Consider the following 22782-nt stretch of genomic DNA (forward strand, 5'->3'; position numbering starts at 1 on the left):
ATTGCTATTAAGCAGGTGTATTAGCTTTAATGAACTGATACATTCAAAGTAAGTATTATAATAAAGTGGACCCGATACCAATTTGTATGAATAGTGCTAATCGCTAATGCTATTAACTAAAATTATAAAAATAGCCTTCTTACTTCTACTCATCAGCACTTGCCTGACTCCCGTTGCTGCAAGTGATTTTGTTATGCGTGTCTTTGGGGAAACTGAAGGTTTAGAAACTGGCACAATAAACGATATTAGCTTCGACTCCTATGGCTTCGTATGGGTGGCTACAGAGCAAGGGCTATTTCGATTAAGTAACTCTAAGATAAGACGCATTGATAAAGAGGCGTTCGATCTCAGACTTTCCGGTGAATATATCAATATGGTTGAGCCGCTGAGCGAGCAGCATCTGCTCGTCAGTAATTATTCAGATACTTACCTGTACGATATGTTGCAGAATACGTTTGTTCGTTTCGGTAGCGAGTCACTTTTTCCTGACTATAAGGGCGGTGGGATTATCGCTCAAGTGAAGCAAGGTGATCATTTTATTTTTCTGACCTTAGATGGTGAATTACTCCAATATTCCTACGAAAAGGCCTTACTCGAACGGATCAATTTTCTCCCGACTAATGCAGATATACCTTGGGGTAATTTAGTCGCCTTAGATGATGGCCGCATCATAGTCGGCACAGAATACGAGTTACAGCTGAGAGATAGCCAAGGTCTGAGAATTGCTGTTTTTCCCTGGGGAGAGGAAAACGGCTTGATGAAGCAGTTATTTAAAGATTCTCAGGGGCGAATTTGGCTGAGTTCGAGTGAAGGAGTATATAGAGTCTATGCTGACACTCTCAAAATTGAAGCTGTCGAGGCTCTCTCCTTTTATGCCACCAATATTGCCGAAGATAACGAGGGCAGTTTTTGGATATCCGGAAGAGTAGGATTGATCAAATGGAAGCCGGGAGACACTGAGTACCTTTTATATAAAGAGCAACTTAAACAAAATGCAGACATGGATTATATCTATGATATTGAAATAGATGAGTCTGGATTGATTTGGGTCGGAGGCGCCGGAGAGGGCCTGGCCATAGTCACAAGCGAGCCTGATTTCTTACTCGATACCTTTACCGCTAAGCCACCATACTCCATGAGTAATGAGATGATTTGGGGGACTTATGGGGAGGGGAGTCGAGTTTGGTTTGGTACCGATAATGGCTTGCTATTGATAGATAAGCTAGCTCAAACATCTTCCACCTTATTCCCTCAGGGTTTAGAGGTAAACGATAGTATTTATAGCGTTGAGAGTCTGGACGCAGCGCATCTTTTATTAGCGACCACCAATGGTCTGTTTGTGGTGAACAAAGCCTCTTTTACGGCCCAAAGGTTTGCACAGTGGACTCATGGCGAGAATTCACTGGAACATAAGATCGTTTATGCCACTTATGATGACCCCTTAATTCAAGGCCGTTGGTGGTTTATGACCTCCACAGGGCTATATTTCTGGGAGCCGGGGCTTTTTAATCCTCAACCCATGCCAGTTTTCATCGGGGGTCTCAACCCGAGAGTGGTAGATATCAAATCGGTTATCAGGGATGAGGCAGGAAAGCTGTGGCTAGGTGGCACCGAGCTATTTGGCTATCTGGATCATGAAGGCGAGTTCCATTCCAAACTCGACAAGTTTAGTGATGGCAGCAGTGAAACGGAAATCAACTATATCGAGCAAGTTGACTCGGATACATTTTGGTTGGGAACATCACCAAAAGGTTTGATCGAATACTCATTGAGTTCGGATGACGCCAGAGAATTAAATAAAGAATGGGAAATTGATTGTTCATCCGTCTATTTCATTCAGGATACTGCCGATCACAGGTTAATTGGCTGCCCAAAGTCGCTGCTGAGATATTCCAAATCGACACGGGATATCATGGTCCTGGGTCATGATGATGGCTTGTTAGGGGGTGAACTCAATGATGGTGCATTCTTCTATGCTCCCGGCGAGGGACTTTATGTCGGCACGCCTGATGGCGCTATGCTGCTCGATGTCGACAGTTTATCTAATCGAATTCAGCGCGACGGTGTATTTCTGGAGGCGGTATCTGTTTTCTATGATGAGGGAGTGCAAATTGATCTTATCCCACAAGATGAAACAATTATAAAACCCGGTGCAAGAATGCTCAGCTTTCAGATAACCAGCCTGGATTATCTCGATGGTACGCCCATGACTCTGCAGTATCGCCTGAAACGAAAAGGAGACATTACCCAAGCTAAATATTTACTTCTCGATGGCCAGTCTCAGCTCAATATCACTGGCTTAGAGTCTGGGAAATATACCTTAGAGATCCTGAGCCAGGAGAATGGGATCTGGTCTGCCAAACCGTATAGTTTTAGTTTTTCAGTGAAGCAATACTGGTGGCAGAGGACCTGGGTTAAGAGTCTGCTGTTAATAACCCTGTTGTGTATCTGCGTCGGAGTTATCTTGTATCGTCAGAGGCAAGTTAAGGCATTTAAACTGATCAACACGGCATTGGTCGAGAGCGAAGAGAGGCTCAGGCAGTCTCTGAAGGGCAGTGATTCTGAACTCTGGGAGTGGCGGCAGGATTCCCAGATGTTTAGCCTGGAGAATCAGCGGGCAGAGAAAGAAGATGATAGAGGCAATAGAATACTTAGGTTAGAGGATTTTCCCATTCATAGGGAAGATAGAGACAAGGTCGTGAATGCATGGGAGAGTATGCTTAAAGGCTCGAATGACCGTTTCGATGTTGAGTATCGCTATCGCCGTGAGGATAAGAGCTGGGGGTGGACCAGAGTCAGGGGGCGACCAGTCGAAGTGGATGCGGAGTCGGGCCGGATATTAAGGGTTGCGGGTATTTATTCAGATATCACCCTACAGCGTCAGCTCGAAGATGATGTAAAACTGCTGGCTCAGGCATTCGGTAACACCTCCGAAGGGGTGCTGATTATGGATGCGGCTGAGCGAATTAAGGTGTCTAATAAAGCCGCTCAAACCATAGTGGGTGCATCGGATAAGCTGCTAAATGGTAAGTTTTTCTCTGAGCTAATCTTAGCTAAAGAGGGGAGAACGGATGAAATTGTTTACCTTTTGCAGCAGGGCGTCACCTGGACAGGTGAGAGAGAGTTTCTATGTGAACAAGGCGGCTCATGCCCGGTCTGGCTTAACGTCTCGGCGATGTTGGGAAGCAAGGGCAACATCACCCACTATGTTGCCGTATTTTCCGACATAACCGAGCGTAAACGCACCGAGGCAGATCTCAGGCGCCTGGCAAATTATGATGTGCTAACGGGTCTTCCAAACCGCTCTCTATTTTCAACTCGGTTGGCTCAGTCGATACATCGTGCAGAGCACAGTGGTGAAAAATTAGCACTGATATTCCTCGACCTGGATAGATTTAAACACGTCAATGACTCATATGGTCATAGCATGGGAGATGCCTTGCTGGTCGAGGCTGCCAATCGTCTACAGTCGTGTATCACTGAAGAGCACACCTTATGTCGTTTTGGCGGCGATGAATTTGTTATCTTATTAAGAGATGCCTCAAATTTAGATACGATAAATCATATCTGTGCTCAATTACTCGAGCAGATCGAGACTCCTTTTGAGCTCTATGGTCGTGAGTTTTTTATATCTACCAGCATAGGGGTGAGCTTATGGCCCGATGATGCCAGACAAGCTGAGGTGCTGATCAAAAATGCCGATCAGGCCATGTATCACGCCAAAGATGAAGGCCGTGGTAACTTTCAGTACTTCTCTTCCGAACGTAATTTAGAGGCCTTGTATCATCTTAGATTAGAAGCCGAGCTTCGTAAGGCAATAGAGAGAGATGAGTTTGAGCTTCATTACCAGCCTCAGGTCGATATTCTCAAGGGAGATAAGTTGATCGGTATGGAGGCGCTATTGAGATGGCGTCACCATAAAGATGGCCTGGTCCGCACCGATATCTTTATCAAGGTGGCAGAGTCTTGTGGCTTGATTGTCGATATCGATCGTTGGGTGTTACATCAGGCCTGCATACAAGGTGCAATCTGGTCTCAGTCCTATGATGAGCCCTTTAAATTATCTGTGAACATCTCGGCGGTCCATTTTCGTCAGCCTGATTTTATCGAAGGTGTTAAAAAAATCTTAGAAGAGACCGGGCTAGATCCACACTTGCTAGGTTTTGAAATTACCGAAGGCGTGTTGATGAAGGAGTTGGATATTGCTAAGGAGCATCTATTAGAGCTCAGAGCGCTTGGGATAGATGTGGCTATCGATGATTTCGGTACAGGTTACTCCTCATTAGCCTATTTACGCCATTTCGATGTGGATACCTTAAAAATTGATCGCTCATTCCTTATCGATATCGCGACCAATGAAGCTGACCAAGCCATAGCTAGCAGTATTATAGAGCTTGCCAGGAACCTAAAGTTAAATGTTGTTGCCGAAGGTGTGGAGACTAAGGAGCAGCTTGAACAGGTCTTTAGTCGCGGTTGCTATGTGATCCAGGGATATTATTTTTCCAAGCCCTTAACTGTGACCGAGATGGAGTCTTATATGGATAACTCGAGCCTATTTTCCGATAAAAACTCATCTGCAGATTGATAGAATTACTAAGCTGAAACGCCTTTGATTTGCACTTAAACTTTTTGCTAAGTTTTTGTTAGAATAACTGCGCCAAGTGTAACCAATAATTAAAGAAAATGAATATGATACGTTTACTCACCTTATTTCTCATGCTCTCTCTAAGTTTTTCGGTATTCTCCGACGAGGTGCGTCCTAAAATTGGCCTGGTTCTCAGTGGTGGAGGGGCTAAAGGTGCCGCACATATTGGTGTACTTAAAATATTGGAAGAGAATCGTATTCCTGTCGACTATATTGCCGGAACCAGCATAGGAGCCTATGTCGCCGGTATGTATGCTCTTGGTTATAGCGCCACAGAAATTGAGAAGATCATGCTCAATGAGACCTGGTCGGATGGTTATTCAGATACCATTCCAAGGCAGTCTTTGAGTTACCGTAACAAGCAGCAGAGAGATAGGTTTAACCTTCCGCTAAACATGGGTTATAGCGATGATGAAGTTAAAGTGCCTAATGGGCTGTTGCGAGGGCAAACCATGTCGCAGTTGTTGCAACGTTCAACTGGCTTAGTGAATCAATTTGGCCATTTCGATGAGCTTGCCATTCCCTATCGCGCCGTGGCGACAGATCTGGAAACAAGCAATGCTGTGGTTATTGCAAATGGCAGCATAGTCAAGGCGATGCAGGCATCGGCGACTGTACCCGGTGCGCTTCAGCCTGTGGAATATGAGGGAAAACTACTAATAGATGGCGGTATTGGCAATAACATGCCCGTGGATGTCGTCAAAGCCATGGGGGCGGACATCATCATTGCCGTGGATATAGGTTCATCCTTGGTGAAGAAAGAGGAGTTAACCAGTACTATTGCCGTGCTCAATCAGCTCTCAACCATGCTGACTAATGCCAGTACCGATAGACAAAAGCTGTTATTGACGCAAGACGATATTCTTATCCGTCCCGATGTTGGGGATATGAGTACCACAGACTTTACCATTATGCCTGAGGCTTTCTCATTAGGTAAACAGGCGGCGCTTGAGCATTTGATAAGTCTACAAGGCTTGAGTATCGGTGAAGAGGAGTTTGAAGCTTATTTAGCCAGAAAGAAGCAGTTGAGCCGTCAATGGCTCGATGATATCGATCATCCCATAGTTAATATTGTGTTCGACAATGAGTCGAAAGTCAGTGAGTCTCTATTGAGAGAGACCTTAGATATTGAAGAGGGAGATGTTGTCACTCAAGAGAGACTGGCAGAGGGAATCGCCGCTATTTACTCGTTGGATAAATTTGAGCGCGTCAATGCAGAGTTTATCGATACCGACCAAGGCAGAGTATTGACCCTCAATACCCATGCTAAATCATGGGGGCCAAATTATTTCCAGTTGGGCTTTAGCTGGGAAGATGATTTTTCTCTGGACTCGGCCGTCTCATTCGATCTGGCTTATACCTTGACCGATTTGACCGATACCGGCGGTGAATGGCGCAATGAACTTAAGTTAGGTTATGAAAAGCTGATCTCAACCGAATTTTATCAACCTCTGGATTACGATCAGGCCTTCTATAGCCGGGCCAAAGTGGGCTATGAGATTAAAGACTGGGAGTTCTTCGATGCCAACTCCAGAATACTGCAACTTAAACAGAAGCAGTACCGCGCCGATATCGGAATTGGGTATAACTATGTCAAAGAGGGCATGATTGAACTTGGGATTACCGGTGAAACAGGTGATTTGGAGAATGGATTATTTTTTGAGGATTTAGAATACAATTCCTATGGTGGGTATTTTAAGTTTGGTTATGACGATTTAGATAGCATCAACTTCCCTACATCGGGTAATCGCTTTACTTTTGATGCCTACTATCGAAAAGAAAATAACCCAAATATTTCCTTTTCGGAGTTAGGTGGACACGAAGAGTATTCTATTCAACTTGAATTGGATTGGCGCGGGGCATTGAGTTTGGGTAACCATGCATTTGTTGGTATTGCTTCACTGGCCACTGTGGATATGGAGCAAGGCTTTAGCCTACATGTGTCTGAACTCGGTGGATTCTTGAATCTTTCCGGTTACCATAAAAATGCCTTGGTTGGACCCCATAAGATTTTCGGTGCATTCGTGTATCAATATGATCTAGGCAGGGATGTGCTGGGCATGACAGATTACCCTCTCTATTTGGGAGCGAGTATCGAGGCGGGTAATGTCTGGAAGTTAAGAGAACATGTGGATCTGGATGATCTCATCTATTCCGGTAGCCTGTATTTTGGAACCGATACCAGCATGGGGCCAGCGGCAATTGGTTTCGGTTGGGCGGATGATGGCGAGAAGGCCATATTCCTGTTTATAGGTAAGAATTGGTAAATAGTGCGTTAATACCAGATTACAAATATTGGCTGTTGCGTTAAATCCTACGATGATAGGGTGTCATGGGATAATTTATAGCAGGCTTGAAGATAGCAGGCCACTATTCTCAAAAGGATAAATCGGGGATGAAAATGAAGAGAGTAAGTAAATTGGCAGTAGGCATAGCCTTAAGCTTAGGCCTGGCAGCATGTAGTAGTAACGAACCTACGACACCTGTAGTACAACAAGCAGCCAAGGTATCAGGTGTAGAGAAGGCAAATTTCGATAGCTCAGTTCGTCATCAAGATGACTTCTACTATAGCGTTAACGGACATTGGCTTGCCAACACTCCTATCCCTGCGGATAAATCCAATTACGGTGCCTTCTCTGTGCTTTATGAGCGGAGCCAAAATGCGTTGAAGAAAATTATCGATGAAACTGCGGCTAAGCCGAATAAAGCCGAAGGCTCCAGTGAGCAGAAAGTCGGTGACTTTTATGCCAGCTACATGAACACCGATGTCATCGAAAAACTAGGGAACAGCCCCCTAAGCAATCAGCTTGGGGATATCGCGCTGGCAAAAGATCATGACGATATCGCCAGCCTGATGGGAAGCTTGCTTGTCAGTGGTGTGCAGATTCCTTTTGGTTTCTACGTTAACAATGATGCTAAAAATTCGACTCAGTATGCGGTCTATTTGTATCAATCGGGTCTGACTCTGCCGGATCGTGATTATTACCTTAAAGATGATGATAAGTTTGTCGCGAATCGAGCCGCCTTGAATGCCTATGTTATAGATATCATGGTCCAAGCTGGTAGCAAAGATGCTGAGCGAGTCGCAGACAGTGTCGCCCAAATTGAGATGTTTATTGCTCAGAGTCAGTGGAGTCGTGTCGAGTCCCGTGATGCCAATAAGAGCTATAACAAGATGGATAGAGCCGAGCTGCAGTCTAAGGTTACTAACTTCGACTTTGTGCAGTTTGCTGCCAGTGCCAATATAGCTAAAGTTACCGAAGTGATCGTGCGTCAGCCTTCCTATTTTGAGAAGTTCGGTGCCGAGTTTACTCATTTCTCAGTGGCCCAGTGGCAGGACTACCTGGCTTTTCATCTGGTAGACAGCTATGCCGAACTACTGAGTAAAAACTTCGTCGATCTTTACTTCGATTTTCATAGTAAAACCCTGATGGGCATCGAAGAGCAGAAGCCGCGCTGGAAGAGGGCTGTGGATGCATCCGATCAAGTGATCGGAGAGCTCGTGGGTAAAGAGTACGTTAAGCAGTACTTTAAGCCTGAAGCTAAACAGAGAATGGAAGGTTTGATTAAAGACTTGATTAAAGGCTTCGAGGTCAGCATCAATGAACTCGAATGGATGTCTCCCGAGACCAAGGTTGCGGCTCAAGAGAAACTCGCTAAGTTTACCTATAAGATAGGTTACCCGGATAAGTGGAAAGACTACACAGATCTCAAGATAAAAGCGGATCAGCTGGTGGGTAACTATCAAGGCTATGCTGAGTTCGAGTATAAGACCATGCTCGATAAACTGGGTAAGCCTATCGATCGCACCGAGTGGCACATGACACCGCAGACGGTAAATGCTTACTATAATCCTGTGATGAATGAGATCGTATTCCCAGCAGCTATCCTACAGCCTCCTTTTTTCAATATGGATGCCGATGATGCGGTGAATTTCGGCGGCATAGGTGCAGTTATCGGTCATGAGATCAGTCATGGTTTCGATGATCAAGGTGCTAAGTATGATGGGGATGGCAATCTGAGAGATTGGTGGACCGATGCCGATCGCGCCGAATTCCAGAAACGTGCTGCTCAACTTTCGGCCCAATATGCGGGTTATGAGGCACTGCCGGGGAAAAACGTAAATGGTGACTTAACTCTGGGTGAGAATATTGGCGATCTGGGTGGTTTGACCGTTGCGGCTCGTGCTTATCATCTGAGCCTAAATGGAAAACCGTCACCGGTTATCGATGGCTTAACTGGCGAGCAGCGCTTATTCATTGGTTGGTCTCAGGTGTGGCGTCGTAACTATCGTGACGAGGAGTTGGGTCGTCGCCTGATGACAGATTCTCACTCACCGAGTCACTTCCGCGCCATGGGCACACCGCGTAACATTCCAGCATTCTATCAGGCCTTCGATGTGAAAGAGGGTGATAAGATGTTCTTAGTACCGGAAGATCGCGTCAAGATCTGGTAATAGATCTGCTACGCACTCTATTGATACCACTTCGTGGTTTGAGAGGGAGCAGAGTCTGAAAATTTTTAGCCCGCCAATTTGGTGGGCTTTTTATTTATACGCTAGGAACTAGCACCTAGGTATTCCGGCAATTCTGTCAGGTCTCTGAGCTGCTGGTGGGCGATGATCCATTTGGGCTCATCTTGTTGTTCTACAGCCGGTATTGCTATGGTCTGCATATTGGCGGCCCTCGCGGCAACCAGGCCATTGAAGGAGTCTTCTATGGCGACACAAGTCATAGGCTCAAGACCTAGGGCCTTGGCACACTTCAGGTACACTTCTGGATGAGGTTTGCCATAGGCAAGATGCTCGGCGGACTCTATAGCATCGAAATAGTGAGCTATGTTGAGCTTGTTTAAAACAGCCTCTATGATTGGGCTCGACGAGGAGGTGGCTAAACCTATCTTATAGTCATTATCCCGGCAATATACGAGTGCACTCTCTACACCTGTCATGGCTTGGCCACTAGTCGTAATCGCGCTCACAACCTGATTGACTATGGTGTTAGCCGTGTGTTTATTGTCATAATTATCCCAGGGGAATCTCTGATACCAGTAGCCGACGACCTGATCGATTCTCAACCCCGTCGTTTGAAGTGTGTCCTCATAACATATAGGTAGCCCTAAGAGTTTCATGGTCTGAAATTCAGCTTCTTGCCAGCTGGGTTCAGAATCGATCAAGACGCCATCCATGTCGAAAATGATGGCTTTTAACTTAGGTGAGGTCATAGTGCTCCAATATATTCGTTATAACTAGCATGAATAGTACCCCTATTTTTCGTCAGTTTCTTGGGAAATCACCTATAATTTATTGAGTGTTTTTTACCTTAAAACCCAATGTGTGGGGAGATAGATACTGTTAGGTCTTTATTTAACCTTATAAGGTTCAATGTGTTAGCTTTTTTGTGTTGGGGCTTACTGATGTTATTCGCGGTATTTATAGATTAACTAAGCTAGTAACCATGGTATGGGCATGGTTATTTGGTTCGGTGATGACTGATAAGAGTGTGATCTGATTCAAACTTTTGCTTAGCTATAGTATAATAATCACCAGAAAAAAGTCGTGAGAAAAAGGTCGAGCCTGCAGGACTGTCAGCTTTCAATATCAGGAAGTGCAGTTTCGTTGTTAGAACGCCAAACAAAGAGGAATGTTGCCGTGCTAGAAGCATATCGTAAACACGTCGCAGAACGTGCTTCAGAGGGCGTAGTCCCTAAGCCATTAGATGCCCATCAAGTGGCCGAGTTAGTTGAAATCTTCAAGAACCCACCTGCGGGAGAAGAGGCATTTATCCTCGACCTGCTTGAGAACAGAATTCCACCGGGAGTAGATGAAGCCGCCTATGTTAAAGCCGGGTTCCTGGATGCTGTGGCCAAAGGTGAAGTTACATCGCCAATTCTGACATCGGCACACGCCGTTGAACTGCTTGGTACCATGCAGGGTGGTTATAACATCGAGCCCTTGATTGATCAGCTAGATGTTGAAGCACTGGCGCCACTTGCTGTTAAAGCTTTATCAAAAACTTTGCTTATGTTTGATTCTTTTCACGATGTGGTTGAGAAGATGCAAGCAGGCAATGAGTTTGCTAAGCAGGTCGTTCATGCATGGGCCGATGCCGATTGGTTCCTGAATCGTCCTAAGCTTGAAGAGAAGATCTCTCTCACCGTGTTTAAAGTCACAGGTGAAACTAACACCGATGACTTGTCTCCGGCCCCGGATGCCTGGTCTCGCCCCGATATTCCTTTGCATGCATTAGCTATGCTAAAGAATGCGCGTGACGGTATCGTACCCGATGAGGCTGGCACTATCGGTCCAATCAAGGAGATCGAACAACTTAAGACTAAAGGTTTCCCACTCGTCTATGTGGGTGATGTTGTCGGTACAGGGTCTTCACGTAAGTCGGCAACTAACTCAGTGCTATGGTTTATGGGTGATGATATCCCTAATGTGCCTAACAAGCGCGCTGGTGGTTTCTGTCTGGGTGGTAAGATTGCTCCTATTTTCTTCAATACCATGGAAGATGCCGGCGCTCTACCGATAGAGCTAGATGTGACCAAGATGGACATGGGCGATGTTATCGATATCTACCCATACCAAGGCCTAGTTAAGCGTCACGATAGCGATGAAGTTATCTCCGAGTTTAGTCTCAAAACTGCTGTCTTGATGGATGAAGTTCGCGCTGGTGGCCGCATTCCATTGATCATCGGACGTGGTCTTACAGCTCGTGCTCGTGAAGTGCTTAAGCTTGAGGACTCAACAGTCTTTGTATTACCAAAAGACGTGGCCGATACGGGCAAAGGTTATACGCTTGCTCAGAAGATGGTTGGTAAAGCCTGTGGTGTTGCCGGTATTCGTCCGGGCCAATACTGTGAGCCTAAGATGACTTCTGTGGGTTCGCAAGATACTACCGGTCCTATGACTCGTGATGAGCTTAAAGATCTGGCTTGTCTTGGTTTCAGTGCCGATCTGACCATGCAGTCTTTCTGTCACACGGCGGCTTATCCTAAGCCTGTCGACGTGAACACTCACCATACGCTTCCTGATTTCATCATGAACCGTGGCGGTGTGTCTCTTCGTCCTGGTGATGGAGTAATTCACTCTTGGTTAAATCGTATGTTGCTGCCTGATACCGTAGGTACAGGTGGTGATTCGCATACTCGCTTCCCAATTGGTATCTCTTTCCCTGCGGGTTCAGGTCTGGTGGCTTTCGCCGCGGCGACAGGCGTTATGCCTCTGGATATGCCTGAGTCCGTCTTAGTTCGTTTCAAAGGTGAAATGCAACCGGGTATCACACTACGTGATCTGGTACACGCAATTCCGCTTAAAGCTATCGATATGGGTCTCTTGACCGTAGAGAAGCAAGGTAAAGTTAACTTCTTCTCCGGCCGAGTGCTTGAGATTGAAGGTCTTGAAAGTTTGAAGGTTGAGCAGGCATTTGAATTGTCTGACGCTTCAGCCGAGCGTAGTGCTGCAGGTTGTAGCATCAAGCTGGACAAAGAGCCTATCATCGAATATCTAAACTCCAACATAGTGATGTTGAAGTGGATGATTGCCGAAGGTTATGGGGATCGTCGTACTATCGAGCGTCGTATTATCGCGATGCAAGATTGGTTAGCTAACCCTGAGTTGCTGGCAGCCGATGCCGATGCCGAATATGCGGCAGTTATCGAAATTGACTTGAGCGACATTAAAGAGCCAATTCTTTGTGCTCCAAACGATCCTGATGATGCGGTACTGCTATCAGACGTTAAGGACACTAAGATTGACGAAGTCTTCGTCGGTTCTTGTATGACCAACATTGGCCACTTCCGTGCTACGGGTAAGATGCTGGATAAGTTTGCCACTACCTTGCCGACACGTCTATGGATTGCGCCACCGACTAAGATGGATCGTGACCAGCTTACCGAAGAGGGCTACTACGCCATATTCGGTCGTGTAGGCGCTCGCATCGAGATCCCAGGTTGTTCTCTATGTATGGGTAACCAGGCTCGTGTTGCCGAAGGTGCCACAGTTGTTTCGACTTCAACGCGTAACTTCCCTAACCGTCTAGGTACTGGTGCTAATGTTTACCTGGCTTCTGCCGAACTGGCTGCCGTTGCGGCTCTGCTGGGTCGTCTGCCTTCTGCCGATGAATATCAGACTTATGCGAAAGAGTTGGACGCGACTGCGGCCGATACCTATCGTTACCTGAACTTCGATAAGATGCAGTCTTATACTGAAAAAGCGGCTGAAGTCATCTTTCAGTCGGCAGTATAAACTCACCACTGACCTAGTGCTCTTGAGCGCTAGGCTCAGTGAGAGTATTTGGTCCTGCTAAGACCTTTCGCTGCAAGAAATAGTGAAAGCTTAAACAAAAAAGCTAGATTCATTAATATGAATCTAGCTTTTTTTATGGGTGTTGTTTTCGACTTAACACTAATTATGATACTTAACTGCCATATCAATTAAGGGCTCACGACTGGCTTTTTCTGCTCTGAGTCTGGCTAGGTATTGCTCCCACAAATCGACCTGATGAGTGGCGAGGTCATATAACACCTTCCAGGAAAATAGGCCTGTGTTATGACCATCGTCGAAGGTTATCTTGACCGCGTAGTTTCCCACGGGATCCAGGGCCTTGATATTGACGTTTTTCTTGTGGGTGACGAGTACCGGATTGCCATGGCCGTGGACTTCGGCCGAGGGAGAATAGACACGTAGCATCTCACAACTGAGTTGATAGGTCTTGCCGTCATCAAAGGTCACCTCTAACAGGCGAGATTTTCGTTTAAGCTTGAGGGCGGTAACGACCGGATTATAGTCTGGAGAAGTCATAATATTGGCCTGTGGTATAAAAAAAGTCAGGGCCTAGGTTTGAGTGCCTAAGCCCTATAAGCACATTATAGAATAAAGCGGCTTAGATCTTCATCTTGTACCAGCTCATCGAGATGGTCTTTGACGTATTTTTCATCGATCACAGACTCAGTGCCAGACTTATCGGAGGCGCCATAGGATAGCTCTTCCATCAAGCGTTCCATTACAGTATGTAATCGACGAGCACCGATATTCTCTGTGCGTTCGTTGACCTGCCATGCTGCCTGGGCAATAGCATCGATACCGTCTTTGGTAAACTCGATTTTTACGCCTTCGGTTGCCATCAAGGCAACGTATTGCTCAGTCAATGACGCGTGCGGCTCAGTTAAGATACGTTTGAAGTCATCGGCTGTCAGAGCTTGCAGCTCAACACGGATAGGTAAGCGGCCCTGAAGCTCAGGGATCAGATCCGATGGTTTAGACATCTGGAATGCACCAGAGGCGATGAACAAGATATGGTCGGTTTTAACCATGCCGTGTTTAGTGTTAACCGTACAACCTTCTACCAGTGGCAGCAGATCACGTTGAACACCTTCTCGTGAGACATCTGGACCCGAGCTTTCGCCGCGCCTACAGATCTTATCGATCTCATCGAGGAAGACGATGCCGTGCTGCTCAACGAGTTCGATAGCCTGATCTTTCAGATCTTCTTGGTTAACGAGTTTAGCCGCTTCCTCTTCGATCATTAGCTTGTAAGCTTCCTTGATCGGCATCTTGCGACGCTTACTGGCACCGGGCCCCATATTTTGGAACATGCTTTGCAGCTGATTAGTCATCTCTTCCATGCCTGGAGGTGACATTATCTCTATGCCAACCTGAGGTGCGGAAACATCTATCTCTATCTCTTTATCGTCCAGCTGACCTTCACGCAGTTTCTTGCGAAAGATCTGGCGTGTGCCTGAGTCATCTTTAGTTTCACTGTCCCAATCCTCTTTAGGCTTAGGCAGTAAAGCATCCAGAATTCGCTCTTCGGCGGCTTCTTCGGCCCTGAACTTACACTTTTTCATATGTTCTTCACGAGTCAGCTTGATGGCTGAATCGGTGAGATCACGGATAATCTGCTCAACTTCTTTGCCTACGTAGCCCACTTCGGTGAACTTGGTGGCTTCAACCTTGATAAAAGGTGCCTTCGCTAGCTTAGCGAGTCGGCGAGCAATTTCAGTTTTACCGACACCAGTCGGGCCGATCATCAAGATATTTTTTGGGGTCACTTCCTGGCGCAGATCGGCATCGAGTTGCATACGACGCCAGCGGTTACGCAGTGCGATAGCCACGGCGCGCTTGGCATTCTGTTGGCCTATGATGTGACTGTCTAACTCATGGACAATCTCACGTGGAGTCATTTCAGACATATTTTTTCCTCATGCATCTCAGCATTTAATCTGGAGTCGTTACTTGTCATTGGTCATAGAAACTATGCGACTCGAGATCAGTAATTTAATTCTTCGATAGTTTTGAACTGGTTGGTGAACACACAGATACCACCAGCGATAGTGAGTGACTTCTCTGCTATCTCAGTTGCTGTCAGTTCGGTATTTTCAAGTAGAGCTGTGGCCGCCGATTGGGCAAATGGGCCACCCGAGCCGATAGCAATAAGATCATTTTCCGGCTGTATTACATCACCATTACCCGTGATGATCAGCGAGCACTCTGAATCGGCAACGGCCAAAAGAGCCTCTAATTTACGTAGCATCTTATCGCTACGCCAATCTTTTGCCATCTCAACGGCGGCTTTCATCAGATGTCCCTGATGCATCTCTAACTTGGCTTCGAAGCGTTCGAATAGGGTAAAAGCATCGGCGGTACCGCCAGCAAAACCTGCCAGGACTTTGTTATGATAAAGGCGACGAACTTTTCTGGCATTACCTTTCATCACGGTATTACCAAGTGATACTTGGCCATCTCCGGCTATGACGACTTGGTTATTACGGCGAACTGATACGATTGTGGTCACGAATGAATCCTCTTCTCAAACTGATGCTGCTATGGCATCAGCGGGTGATAGAGAATATATGGGGGGGAGTGAGTGAAATATCAAGGAGTAAGTATGGAAAAAGGAAAATAGCCTAGGTAACGTTCACCTTGTCAGTTTTGTCTGGTCGATAGCCTGACTTATAAATAGCCCGCGTATGTCGTCTTAGCATTTTCTGCCAAGTTTCATCTAGCTGCGGGCTGCATATTTATTAGGCTTGCTATTACTTCTTCACATACATCAAGAAACAGCCATTGATGCCAGCTTTCTGTAAGATGTGTCTATGTTTTTCGGCCTGACGCTTGCGCTCGTATGGACCTAGGCTGACCTTATACCAGTCACCCGTGGTACCTCTTACTTTAGAAATGTCGGATTCTAGTCCCTGGAAGGCGATGACCGCTTTCATCTGCTCAGCTTGAGCTTGGGTCCTGAAAGAGCCACATTGCATCTGATAGAGGTGAGTCTGGACAGCGGTCTCGGGAATATCGACTTCAACTTGCTTATTTACCAGTTCCTGTTGATAGGTCCATTTCTCTTCAGGCTTAGGAGGAAGAGCCTTAGGATCTTTCTTTTGAGTGAGCTTGATATCAGTTTGCTCAACCACAGGAGCCTTTGTTTCATCAAGCTCTTCAGCACTGTTGTTGATGGTCCAGAGGAAGTAACCGAAGCCTGTGATTAGGCCTAGGGTCACCAGCAACAAAACCAGCGGAAAGCGTCTGGGCGCAGGCGCCTGACTCTTTCTACGTATCGTTTTGGGTTTTGCCTTACCTTTCCTGGCTGGCTTTCTATTAGCGTAATCGCGATTTGTCATAGTATTGAAATACCGTCTGGTTACATGCGGTCTAAGGTTTCAATACCAAGTAGCTCGAGACCTTGTTTCAGTGTCTTAGCCGTAAGTTGTGCAATTAGCATGCGGCTCTTCTTCTGTTCTTCGGTTTCTGCAGCCAGAACCGGACAGGCTTCATAGAAGCTAGAGAAGGCACCGGCAAGTTCAAATAGGTAAGCGCACATGGCATGGGGTTGCCCCTTTGCTACCATACGAGACAGAACCTCACCAAATTGCGCGAGTTTATTGCCCAGATTTTTCTCTTTGTCGTGTGCCAATACGATCTTAGCATCGCTTAGGTCTATATCTGCAGCACGCTTAAAGATACCGGCTACACGAGTGTAAGCATAAAGCAGGTAAGGTGCGGTATTACCTTCGAAGCTTAGCATCTGCTCGAAGCTGAAAATGTAATCGCTGGTGCGGTTCTTAGATAGATCGGCATATTTGACTGAGCTTATTCCGACCACTTTGGCTATCTTTTCTAGTTCCGCCTGATCCATGTCTGGATTCTTGCTACGAACCAGTTCCAATGCACGGGTATCGGCTTCATTCAGAAGGTCGACTAATTTAACCACACCACCGGAGCGAGTCTTAAATGGACGTCCGTCTGCACCGTTCATGGTACCGAAGCCCATATGCTCTAGGCTGAGTTCCGGACGAACAAAGTTTGCCTTACGGGCTAATTTAAAGACTTGCTGGAAGTGTAGTGCCTGGCGTAGATCGACAAAGTAGAGCACCCGGTCTGCATTTAGCACGTTTGAGCGGTAACGCATCGCCGCCATATCACTGGTTGCATACAGGTAGCCACCGTCCGCTTTCTGTATAATAACGGGTAGGGGCTCGCCTTCTTTATTCTTAAACTCATCCTGAAAGACGACTTTAGCGCCATTACTTTCAGACAAGAGCCCTTGTGTATCTAATTCCTTAACTACTTCAGCCAGCTCTGCGTTGTAAGCACTCTCACCACGCACATCTTCACGGGTCAGGCTCACGCCCAAACGCGTATAAACGTCATGGCAATGTTTAAGGGAAATGTCGTTAAATTCACGCCACAGCTTGTTACAGTATTCATCGCCTGATTGCAGTGACACCACAAGTTTACGGGCACGAACGGCAAACTCTTCCGACTCGTCGAAACGTACTTTCGCGGCGCGATAGAAGGTTTCGAGATCGGAAAGCTCCATCTGAGCTTGCTCGCCATTTTTAGCGCGTAACTCTTCCATATAGGCCAGTAGCATGCCGAACTGAGTTCCCCAGTCACCCACATGGTTTTGACGTATCACCTTATGGCCTTGGAATTCCAGGGCACGTACCACACTGTCGCCTATGATGGTCGAACGTAGGTGGCCAACATGCATCTCTTTGGCCAAATTTGGCGAAGAGTAATCGACGACTATGGTTTGCTGCTCTGGTAGGCTGATGCCTAAGTGGTCATCCTTTAGTGCTGCCATCAGTTGATTCGCTAAGGCATCTTCATCGATGAAGAAGTTGATAAATCCAGGACCCGCGATCTCAACTTTTTCCACCTGGCTGTCTTGAGGCAAGCTGTCTATGATGAGCTGAGCTATCTCTCTTGGGTTCTTGCGGGCAATCTTAGTGAGCATCATTGCCAGGTTGGTAGCGAAATCACCATGGGTTTTATCTTTTGTTCGGTCCACCTGAATTCGAGCTTCGAAATCAGTAGGGATAATCCCCTGTTGTTTAAGGACGTCTAGGGCTTGGATGAGCAAAGATTGAATATGTGATTTCATTGGCGTTTAATTGCTACTTACTAATGATAAAAAGATTTAGGGATAACCGCATATTTTAGCCGCTACTGGTGGTCAATTGCTATCCTCTGAGGCAATTAAATTGCATTTTTTTATGTTAATTCAGGTTAATTTAGCCTACAGCAGATCTTGTGGATCTCTGTCTAAGCTCCATTTACAACGCTTAGCCAGCGGCAGAGCTTCAATTTGAGGCTGTGCATGTTCGAATGCCTGTTGCAGTTGGTTTCTTGATTTAGTCTGAAAAATCAGGTGTCTGCGGAATTTCCCGGCTTTTTTGTCCATAGGCGCTGGCATGGGACCTATAACTTCGGACTCATCGTTTTGGGGGAGAAATTGAGCCACTTGGGAAAGAAAGTTATCGGCATCTATGGCCTGATGGGCTTCGGCGCGTATCAACAGCATATGCCAGGCCGGTGGTAATAGTGCTTGTTTACGTTCATTAAGCTGTGCTCTGGCAAACTCGCCATAACCTTTATGCATGAGTTCACGTAAAATGGCGTTATTGGCCTGATGTGTCTGCATCAGGACTGTGCCTGGTTTTCTGGCACGTCCCGCTCGTCCTGAAACTTGGGTATAGAGTTGCCCGAAACGTTCCGGTGCTCTGAAGTCGGCACTAAACAGGGCGCCATCGACATCGAGCAAGCCGACTAAGGTGACGTCTGGGAAATGGTGGCCCTTAGCTAGCATCTGAGTACCCACCAGTATCTTATATTCCCCCTTATGGATAGCATTAAGGTGGGCCTCGAGTGCGCCTTTTCTGCTGGTGGTATCGCGATCGATGCGAACCACTGGATATTTAGGGAACTCTTTTTCCAATGCCTCGGCGAGCTGCTCAGTGCCGACACCTTGGCCCATCAACATGGTGCTGCCACACTTATGACATTGACGTGGAATGGCGTAATGATTGCCGCAATGATGGCAACGAATCTCACCCAGAGATTGATGTACGGTAAAGAAGGCGTCGCAGCGATCGCATTCATGGAGATGGCCACATTCATGGCATAGTAAGGCGGGTGCAAACCCTCTGCGATTGAGGAACAGGAGCACCTGGTTACCGGCATCTAAATGGATCCGCATCTCGTTGAGCAGAGCATGGGACAGACCTGTTTTCAGGGGCTGGTTGCTGATGTCGATAATGCCCTGACGGACTTTCTCGGCGTTGCCCGCTCGTTGGCCTAATTCGAGGTGCTTGTAGCGTCCGCTGAGTGCATTTTGCAGACTCTCCAGTGATGGCGTTGCAGTACCGAGTAAGACAGGGATCTTCTCCAGATGCCCACGCATGACTGCCAGGTCCCTAGCATGATAGCCGACACCTTCCTGTTGTTTAAAACTTGAATCGTGCTCCTCGTCTAAAATTATCGTCCCGGGATAAGCCATAGGGGTGAAGAGCGCCGAGCGTGTACCTATGATGATGGCGGCTTCGCCGGTTTTTGCCTGACGCCATGCCGCTAATCTTTGGTTGTCGGTTAATCCTGAATGGATGACCGCGACCTTAACTTTGAAGCGGCTCTTGAAGCGACTGATGGTTTGAGGTGTCAGGCCTATCTCAGGAACTAGTATTAGTGCCTGTTTTCCTTGTTTGAGTACAGATTCGAGTAAGGAGAGGTAAACTTCAGTTTTGCCTGAGCCTGTGATGCCTTCGAGCAAGGTGCAGTGGTAGCCTGATTGCTGATTGAGGGTCGCGACTGCTATTGCCTGCTCGGGGTTGAGCGTCAATGGCTCTTCCCCTAGCTCAAGATTGTCTCGCCAACTGAGATCTATCTGGTTCCTGCGCTCATCTTTAGCTATCCAGCCTTTATCTTGTAAGGCCTTAATTGCCGACTTACTCAGGGCTAAACTGGTGAGTTCTTCTTGAGTCATCTCAGCTGCGAGTAGCGCTTCCATCACCTTCTTCTGTGCCGGAGCTCGTTTTAGCGTGTCCAACGAGGCAGCCGTTCCTGCGGCAGTCATGGACCAAAATGTTGTGGTTTCAGCGCTAACTTCGGCGCCTTTACGGAGTGCGACGGGAAGGGCCTGAGACAGCATTTGGCCTAAACTACAGAAATAATATCTAGCCGCCCACGCAGTGAGTTTATAAAGAGAATCAGGCAGTAAAGGTTCGTCATCTAGCAGTTCAAGGATAGATTTTATTTGATTAGGTGCTAAGTTACATGTATCGCTAGTTTTAGTGACTAGACCTATTAACTGCTGACGACCGAATGGAACTTTGACTCTCATGCCCTTTTTAGGCACAGATGTGACAGATTCAGGTACGTTATAACTGAAGGTTTGTCGCATAGGAACGGGAAGAGCAACCTCAACGAACAGGGGCATAGACAGACAGGCTTAATCAAAGAGCAAAGAATAAAACAGTGTACCTAGGCTGATCGATTAGGGCTACTGTTATATAATGCCAATAGGTATAGAAAAGGAATTAACTCAATGAAAATAATTATAAAAGTGACACTGTGCTTGATCCTTTTTATCACAGCTCCCTTCATCGGGGTTGGTTATGCTGATGCACAAATTTCCCACGTAAGTATCAATGAACAGCAATTTATTTTAGGTGGCTATCCAAAATTCAGATTAAATATCGTTTCTCAGGATGCCAGTTTGGACAAGATGCAGTTTGTTGTCCGCCAGACGAGTGGTGAAGAAAGGCTAATGGTTAAGCCTATCAATAATTTTCTCTTGTTGGTGACAGGTGTCGAAGACGTAGTGGATCCGAGCGCAACCTTAGTGATCAGAGAGTATCGGGTCAACAAATGGCGAGATGTGAAAGTATTTACCTTGTTTAAGGGGCAGCAGTTACCACAGGAACTTGCCGTCAAGTCTTCGGCCACTCACCTAAGTGTCGAGAACAGATCATCGAAAGCGCCGAGTTCAAGCTATAAGATCGCAACCATGAGTCAGATGTCGACTCAGCTTCCCACTACTCAGGGTAAAAAATCAGCACAATATCGGGATACATTGATCGATAAATCCTGCACACTCTCTTACACTCCTGAAATGACACTCTGGCGCATTGGGACTGAACATGGGAAAGAGTGGGGAATAAGCACCTACGGTGCCATGATTGCCATTTTTGAAGCAAACCCAAAGGCTTTCAACCAAGGTGAAATCGGTGGCCTGCGGGCAGATGCCTCATTGCGCTGTCCTTCGCATGGATTGAGGGACAAGTATTCGAACCCTAAGATGGCGAAGCAAACGTTTGAAGCGTTATAGACGTATAGAGCCGAGACGAACGCTAGGCTTTTAGAGCGGCTGCGCCTTCGAGGACGGCACTGCGTGCCTGCTGGTAATACAAGATTAGAGAAAAATCACATACATAGAATGCAATTGTGAAGCGGTTTGTTTTGCCTCTTGCATATTTTTTAAAACCCTGTAGTATTTTGCGCCTGAATATTCTATTAACCGCATGTGGTGTCCGACTTCGGGTTGGAAGAGCGACATGGCCTTCAACTTGAGGTAATCCAAATGAAAACAGGCATTCATCCTGATTATGCAGAAATCACTGCAACTTGTACTTGTGGTAACGTTATCAAGATAAATTCAACTGCAGGTAAGTCACTGCACTTGGACGTATGTGGTGCATGTCACCCATTCTACACTGGTACACAGAAAATTGTGGACACTGGTGGACGTATCGATAAGTTCAACAAGCGCTTCGGTGCTCTTGGTAAGAAGTAACTTTTACTTAAAAGTTCTTTTATATCGAACAAAAAAGGTGCCTATATGGTGCCTTTTTTGTTTTTAGTCTTATCTCTGCCTACTCCTGATTAATCTGTTATATTCCTCTAGTACTACGAATTAGTACTGCTAGGTTGCACCAATGCAAACGTGGCTCTGCTTGAGGGGATACTGTGATGATTAATTTAAGGCTGAGTCCGATTTTTCACAGAGCGCAGATCCAGCAGAGAATGGCGTCAATTGCTCTGTTTGTATTCATAACAATTCAATCGCTTTATATCCAAGATACTCTCGCATCAGAAAGCCTGTGTGTGCCACAAAGTTTTGATGAGCAAGTTGAGCTTGAATATGTCAACGATGGTGACACACTTACCTTGAAGGATGGTCGTTTGGTGCGTTTGATTGGCATCGATTCACCGGAGATAGACTTTCAATCCCCCGAACTGTCACAGCCCTATGCCCAAGAGGCGCGCCATTTTTTACAAAGAAAACTGCAACCAGGCCAAAGGCTCAATTTATTTTTCGATCGTAAGAAACTCGATCCTTTCGGGAGAACCTTAGCTTATGTCTATACGGAAACCGGGGAGCACTTACAGGAAATTTTGTTACAAATGGGATTGGCGAAGACTCATGTGTATCAGAATGACTATTTTTGGGAATGTTTCAACGATGTCGAACTGACAGCGCGAGATGAAAAGCTAGGCCTTTGGTCTCATCCAGATTATCGGGCTAGGTCAGTCGATGAGCTAACGCGTGATGATTTAAACCACTGGGGAGAGGTAAGAGGTGTTGTGACCGGTTTTGAAAGAAAGGGTCAGCATTTATGGTTAATTTTGGATAACAAATTCTATATTGGTATACCTAGAGAAGATTCTAGTAAGTTTAGCAACATTTTGAACCTGAAACTGCTTGAAACCTCAGTTATTGCCCGTGGTACGTTGTATTATTCCTACAAAAAATGGCAGTTGATCGCCTCCCATCCATCACAGATAAGTTTGCAAAACAGACCTTAGAGCGACAATTGCAGGCTTCAGTTGAATTTTACTAATATCTTGTTTA

General features: G+C 46.3%; 14 protein-coding genes. 7 read left to right on the forward strand and 7 right to left on the reverse strand.

The window, feature by feature from the left end; translation table 11 throughout:
* The first annotated feature begins 106 nt into the window (after positions 1–106).
* The 3 genes from FM037_RS01755 to FM037_RS01765 all read left to right on the forward strand — a co-directional run bounded on the left by FM037_RS01755 (position 107) and on the right by FM037_RS01765 (position 9101).
* Entirely contained in the window at positions 107–4585 is a 4479-nt protein-coding gene (locus tag FM037_RS01755) for a bifunctional diguanylate cyclase/phosphodiesterase (RefSeq protein ID WP_144044581.1), read from the forward strand.
* A 104-nt stretch (positions 4586–4689) separates the two neighbouring features.
* Positions 4690–6912, forward strand: coding sequence for a patatin-like phospholipase family protein (locus FM037_RS01760; RefSeq protein WP_144044582.1), 2223 nt, complete (start codon positions 4690–4692; stop codon positions 6910–6912).
* A gap of 134 nt (positions 6913–7046) precedes the next feature.
* Entirely contained in the window at positions 7047–9101 is a 2055-nt protein-coding gene (locus tag FM037_RS01765) for a M13 family metallopeptidase (RefSeq protein WP_144044583.1), read from the forward strand.
* Between the two features lie 101 nt (positions 9102–9202).
* Here the strand turns inward: FM037_RS01765 and hxpB are convergent, their stop codons facing one another.
* Complete coding sequence (gene hxpB / locus FM037_RS01770) at positions 9203–9868, reverse strand: hexitol phosphatase HxpB (protein WP_144044584.1); 666 nt, start codon at positions 9866–9868, stop codon at positions 9203–9205.
* Between the two features lie 427 nt (positions 9869–10295).
* Here hxpB and acnB point away from each other — a divergent pair, with 427 nt between their 5' ends.
* Positions 10296–12893, forward strand: coding sequence for a bifunctional aconitate hydratase 2/2-methylisocitrate dehydratase (gene acnB, locus FM037_RS01775; protein WP_144044585.1), 2598 nt, complete (start codon positions 10296–10298; stop codon positions 12891–12893).
* Between the two features lie 159 nt (positions 12894–13052).
* Here acnB and FM037_RS01780 read toward each other — a convergent pair whose 3' ends face one another.
* From FM037_RS01780 to priA, 6 genes are all read right to left on the reverse strand, one after another.
* Positions 13053–13448 (reverse strand): gamma-butyrobetaine hydroxylase-like domain-containing protein, encoded by a 396-nt coding sequence (locus tag FM037_RS01780; protein ID WP_144044586.1) that lies wholly within the window; start codon positions 13446–13448, stop codon positions 13053–13055.
* A 65-nt stretch (positions 13449–13513) separates the two neighbouring features.
* Complete coding sequence (gene hslU, locus FM037_RS01785) at positions 13514–14839, reverse strand: ATP-dependent protease ATPase subunit HslU (RefSeq protein ID WP_144044587.1); 1326 nt, start codon at positions 14837–14839, stop codon at positions 13514–13516.
* A 77-nt stretch (positions 14840–14916) separates the two neighbouring features.
* Positions 14917–15441, reverse strand: a complete 525-nt coding sequence (hslV, locus tag FM037_RS01790; RefSeq protein ID WP_144044588.1) for an ATP-dependent protease subunit HslV — start codon at positions 15439–15441, stop codon at positions 14917–14919.
* A 241-nt stretch (positions 15442–15682) separates the two neighbouring features.
* Entirely contained in the window at positions 15683–16270 is a 588-nt protein-coding gene (locus tag FM037_RS01795) for an SPOR domain-containing protein (RefSeq protein WP_144044589.1), read from the reverse strand.
* A 20-nt stretch (positions 16271–16290) separates the two neighbouring features.
* On the reverse strand, positions 16291–18036 hold the full coding sequence (gene argS, locus FM037_RS01800; RefSeq protein ID WP_144044590.1) for an arginine--tRNA ligase: 1746 nt from the start codon (positions 18034–18036) through the stop codon (positions 16291–16293).
* Between the two features lie 135 nt (positions 18037–18171).
* Positions 18172–20367: a primosomal protein N' gene (priA, locus tag FM037_RS01805; RefSeq protein ID WP_144044591.1), complete on the reverse strand. Its 2196-nt coding sequence runs from the start codon at positions 20365–20367 to the stop codon at positions 18172–18174.
* A gap of 108 nt (positions 20368–20475) precedes the next feature.
* On the opposite strand from priA, the gene FM037_RS01810 reads away from it, so the two are divergent.
* The 3 genes from FM037_RS01810 to FM037_RS01820 all read left to right on the forward strand — a co-directional run bounded on the left by FM037_RS01810 (position 20476) and on the right by FM037_RS01820 (position 22736).
* Positions 20476–21258: a LysM peptidoglycan-binding domain-containing protein gene (locus FM037_RS01810; protein WP_144044592.1), complete on the forward strand. Its 783-nt coding sequence runs from the start codon at positions 20476–20478 to the stop codon at positions 21256–21258.
* A 252-nt stretch (positions 21259–21510) separates the two neighbouring features.
* Positions 21511–21723 (forward strand): 50S ribosomal protein L31, encoded by a 213-nt coding sequence (gene rpmE / locus FM037_RS01815; RefSeq protein ID WP_005500300.1) that lies wholly within the window; start codon positions 21511–21513, stop codon positions 21721–21723.
* 176 nt (positions 21724–21899) lie between these two features.
* Positions 21900–22736: a thermonuclease family protein gene (locus tag FM037_RS01820; RefSeq protein WP_144048776.1), complete on the forward strand. Its 837-nt coding sequence runs from the start codon at positions 21900–21902 to the stop codon at positions 22734–22736.
* The last annotated feature ends 46 nt before the right edge of the window (positions 22737–22782 follow it).

The sequence above is a fragment of the Shewanella psychropiezotolerans genome, assembly GCF_007197555.1.
Taxonomy (GTDB): Bacteria; Pseudomonadota; Gammaproteobacteria; order Enterobacterales; family Shewanellaceae; genus Shewanella; species Shewanella psychropiezotolerans.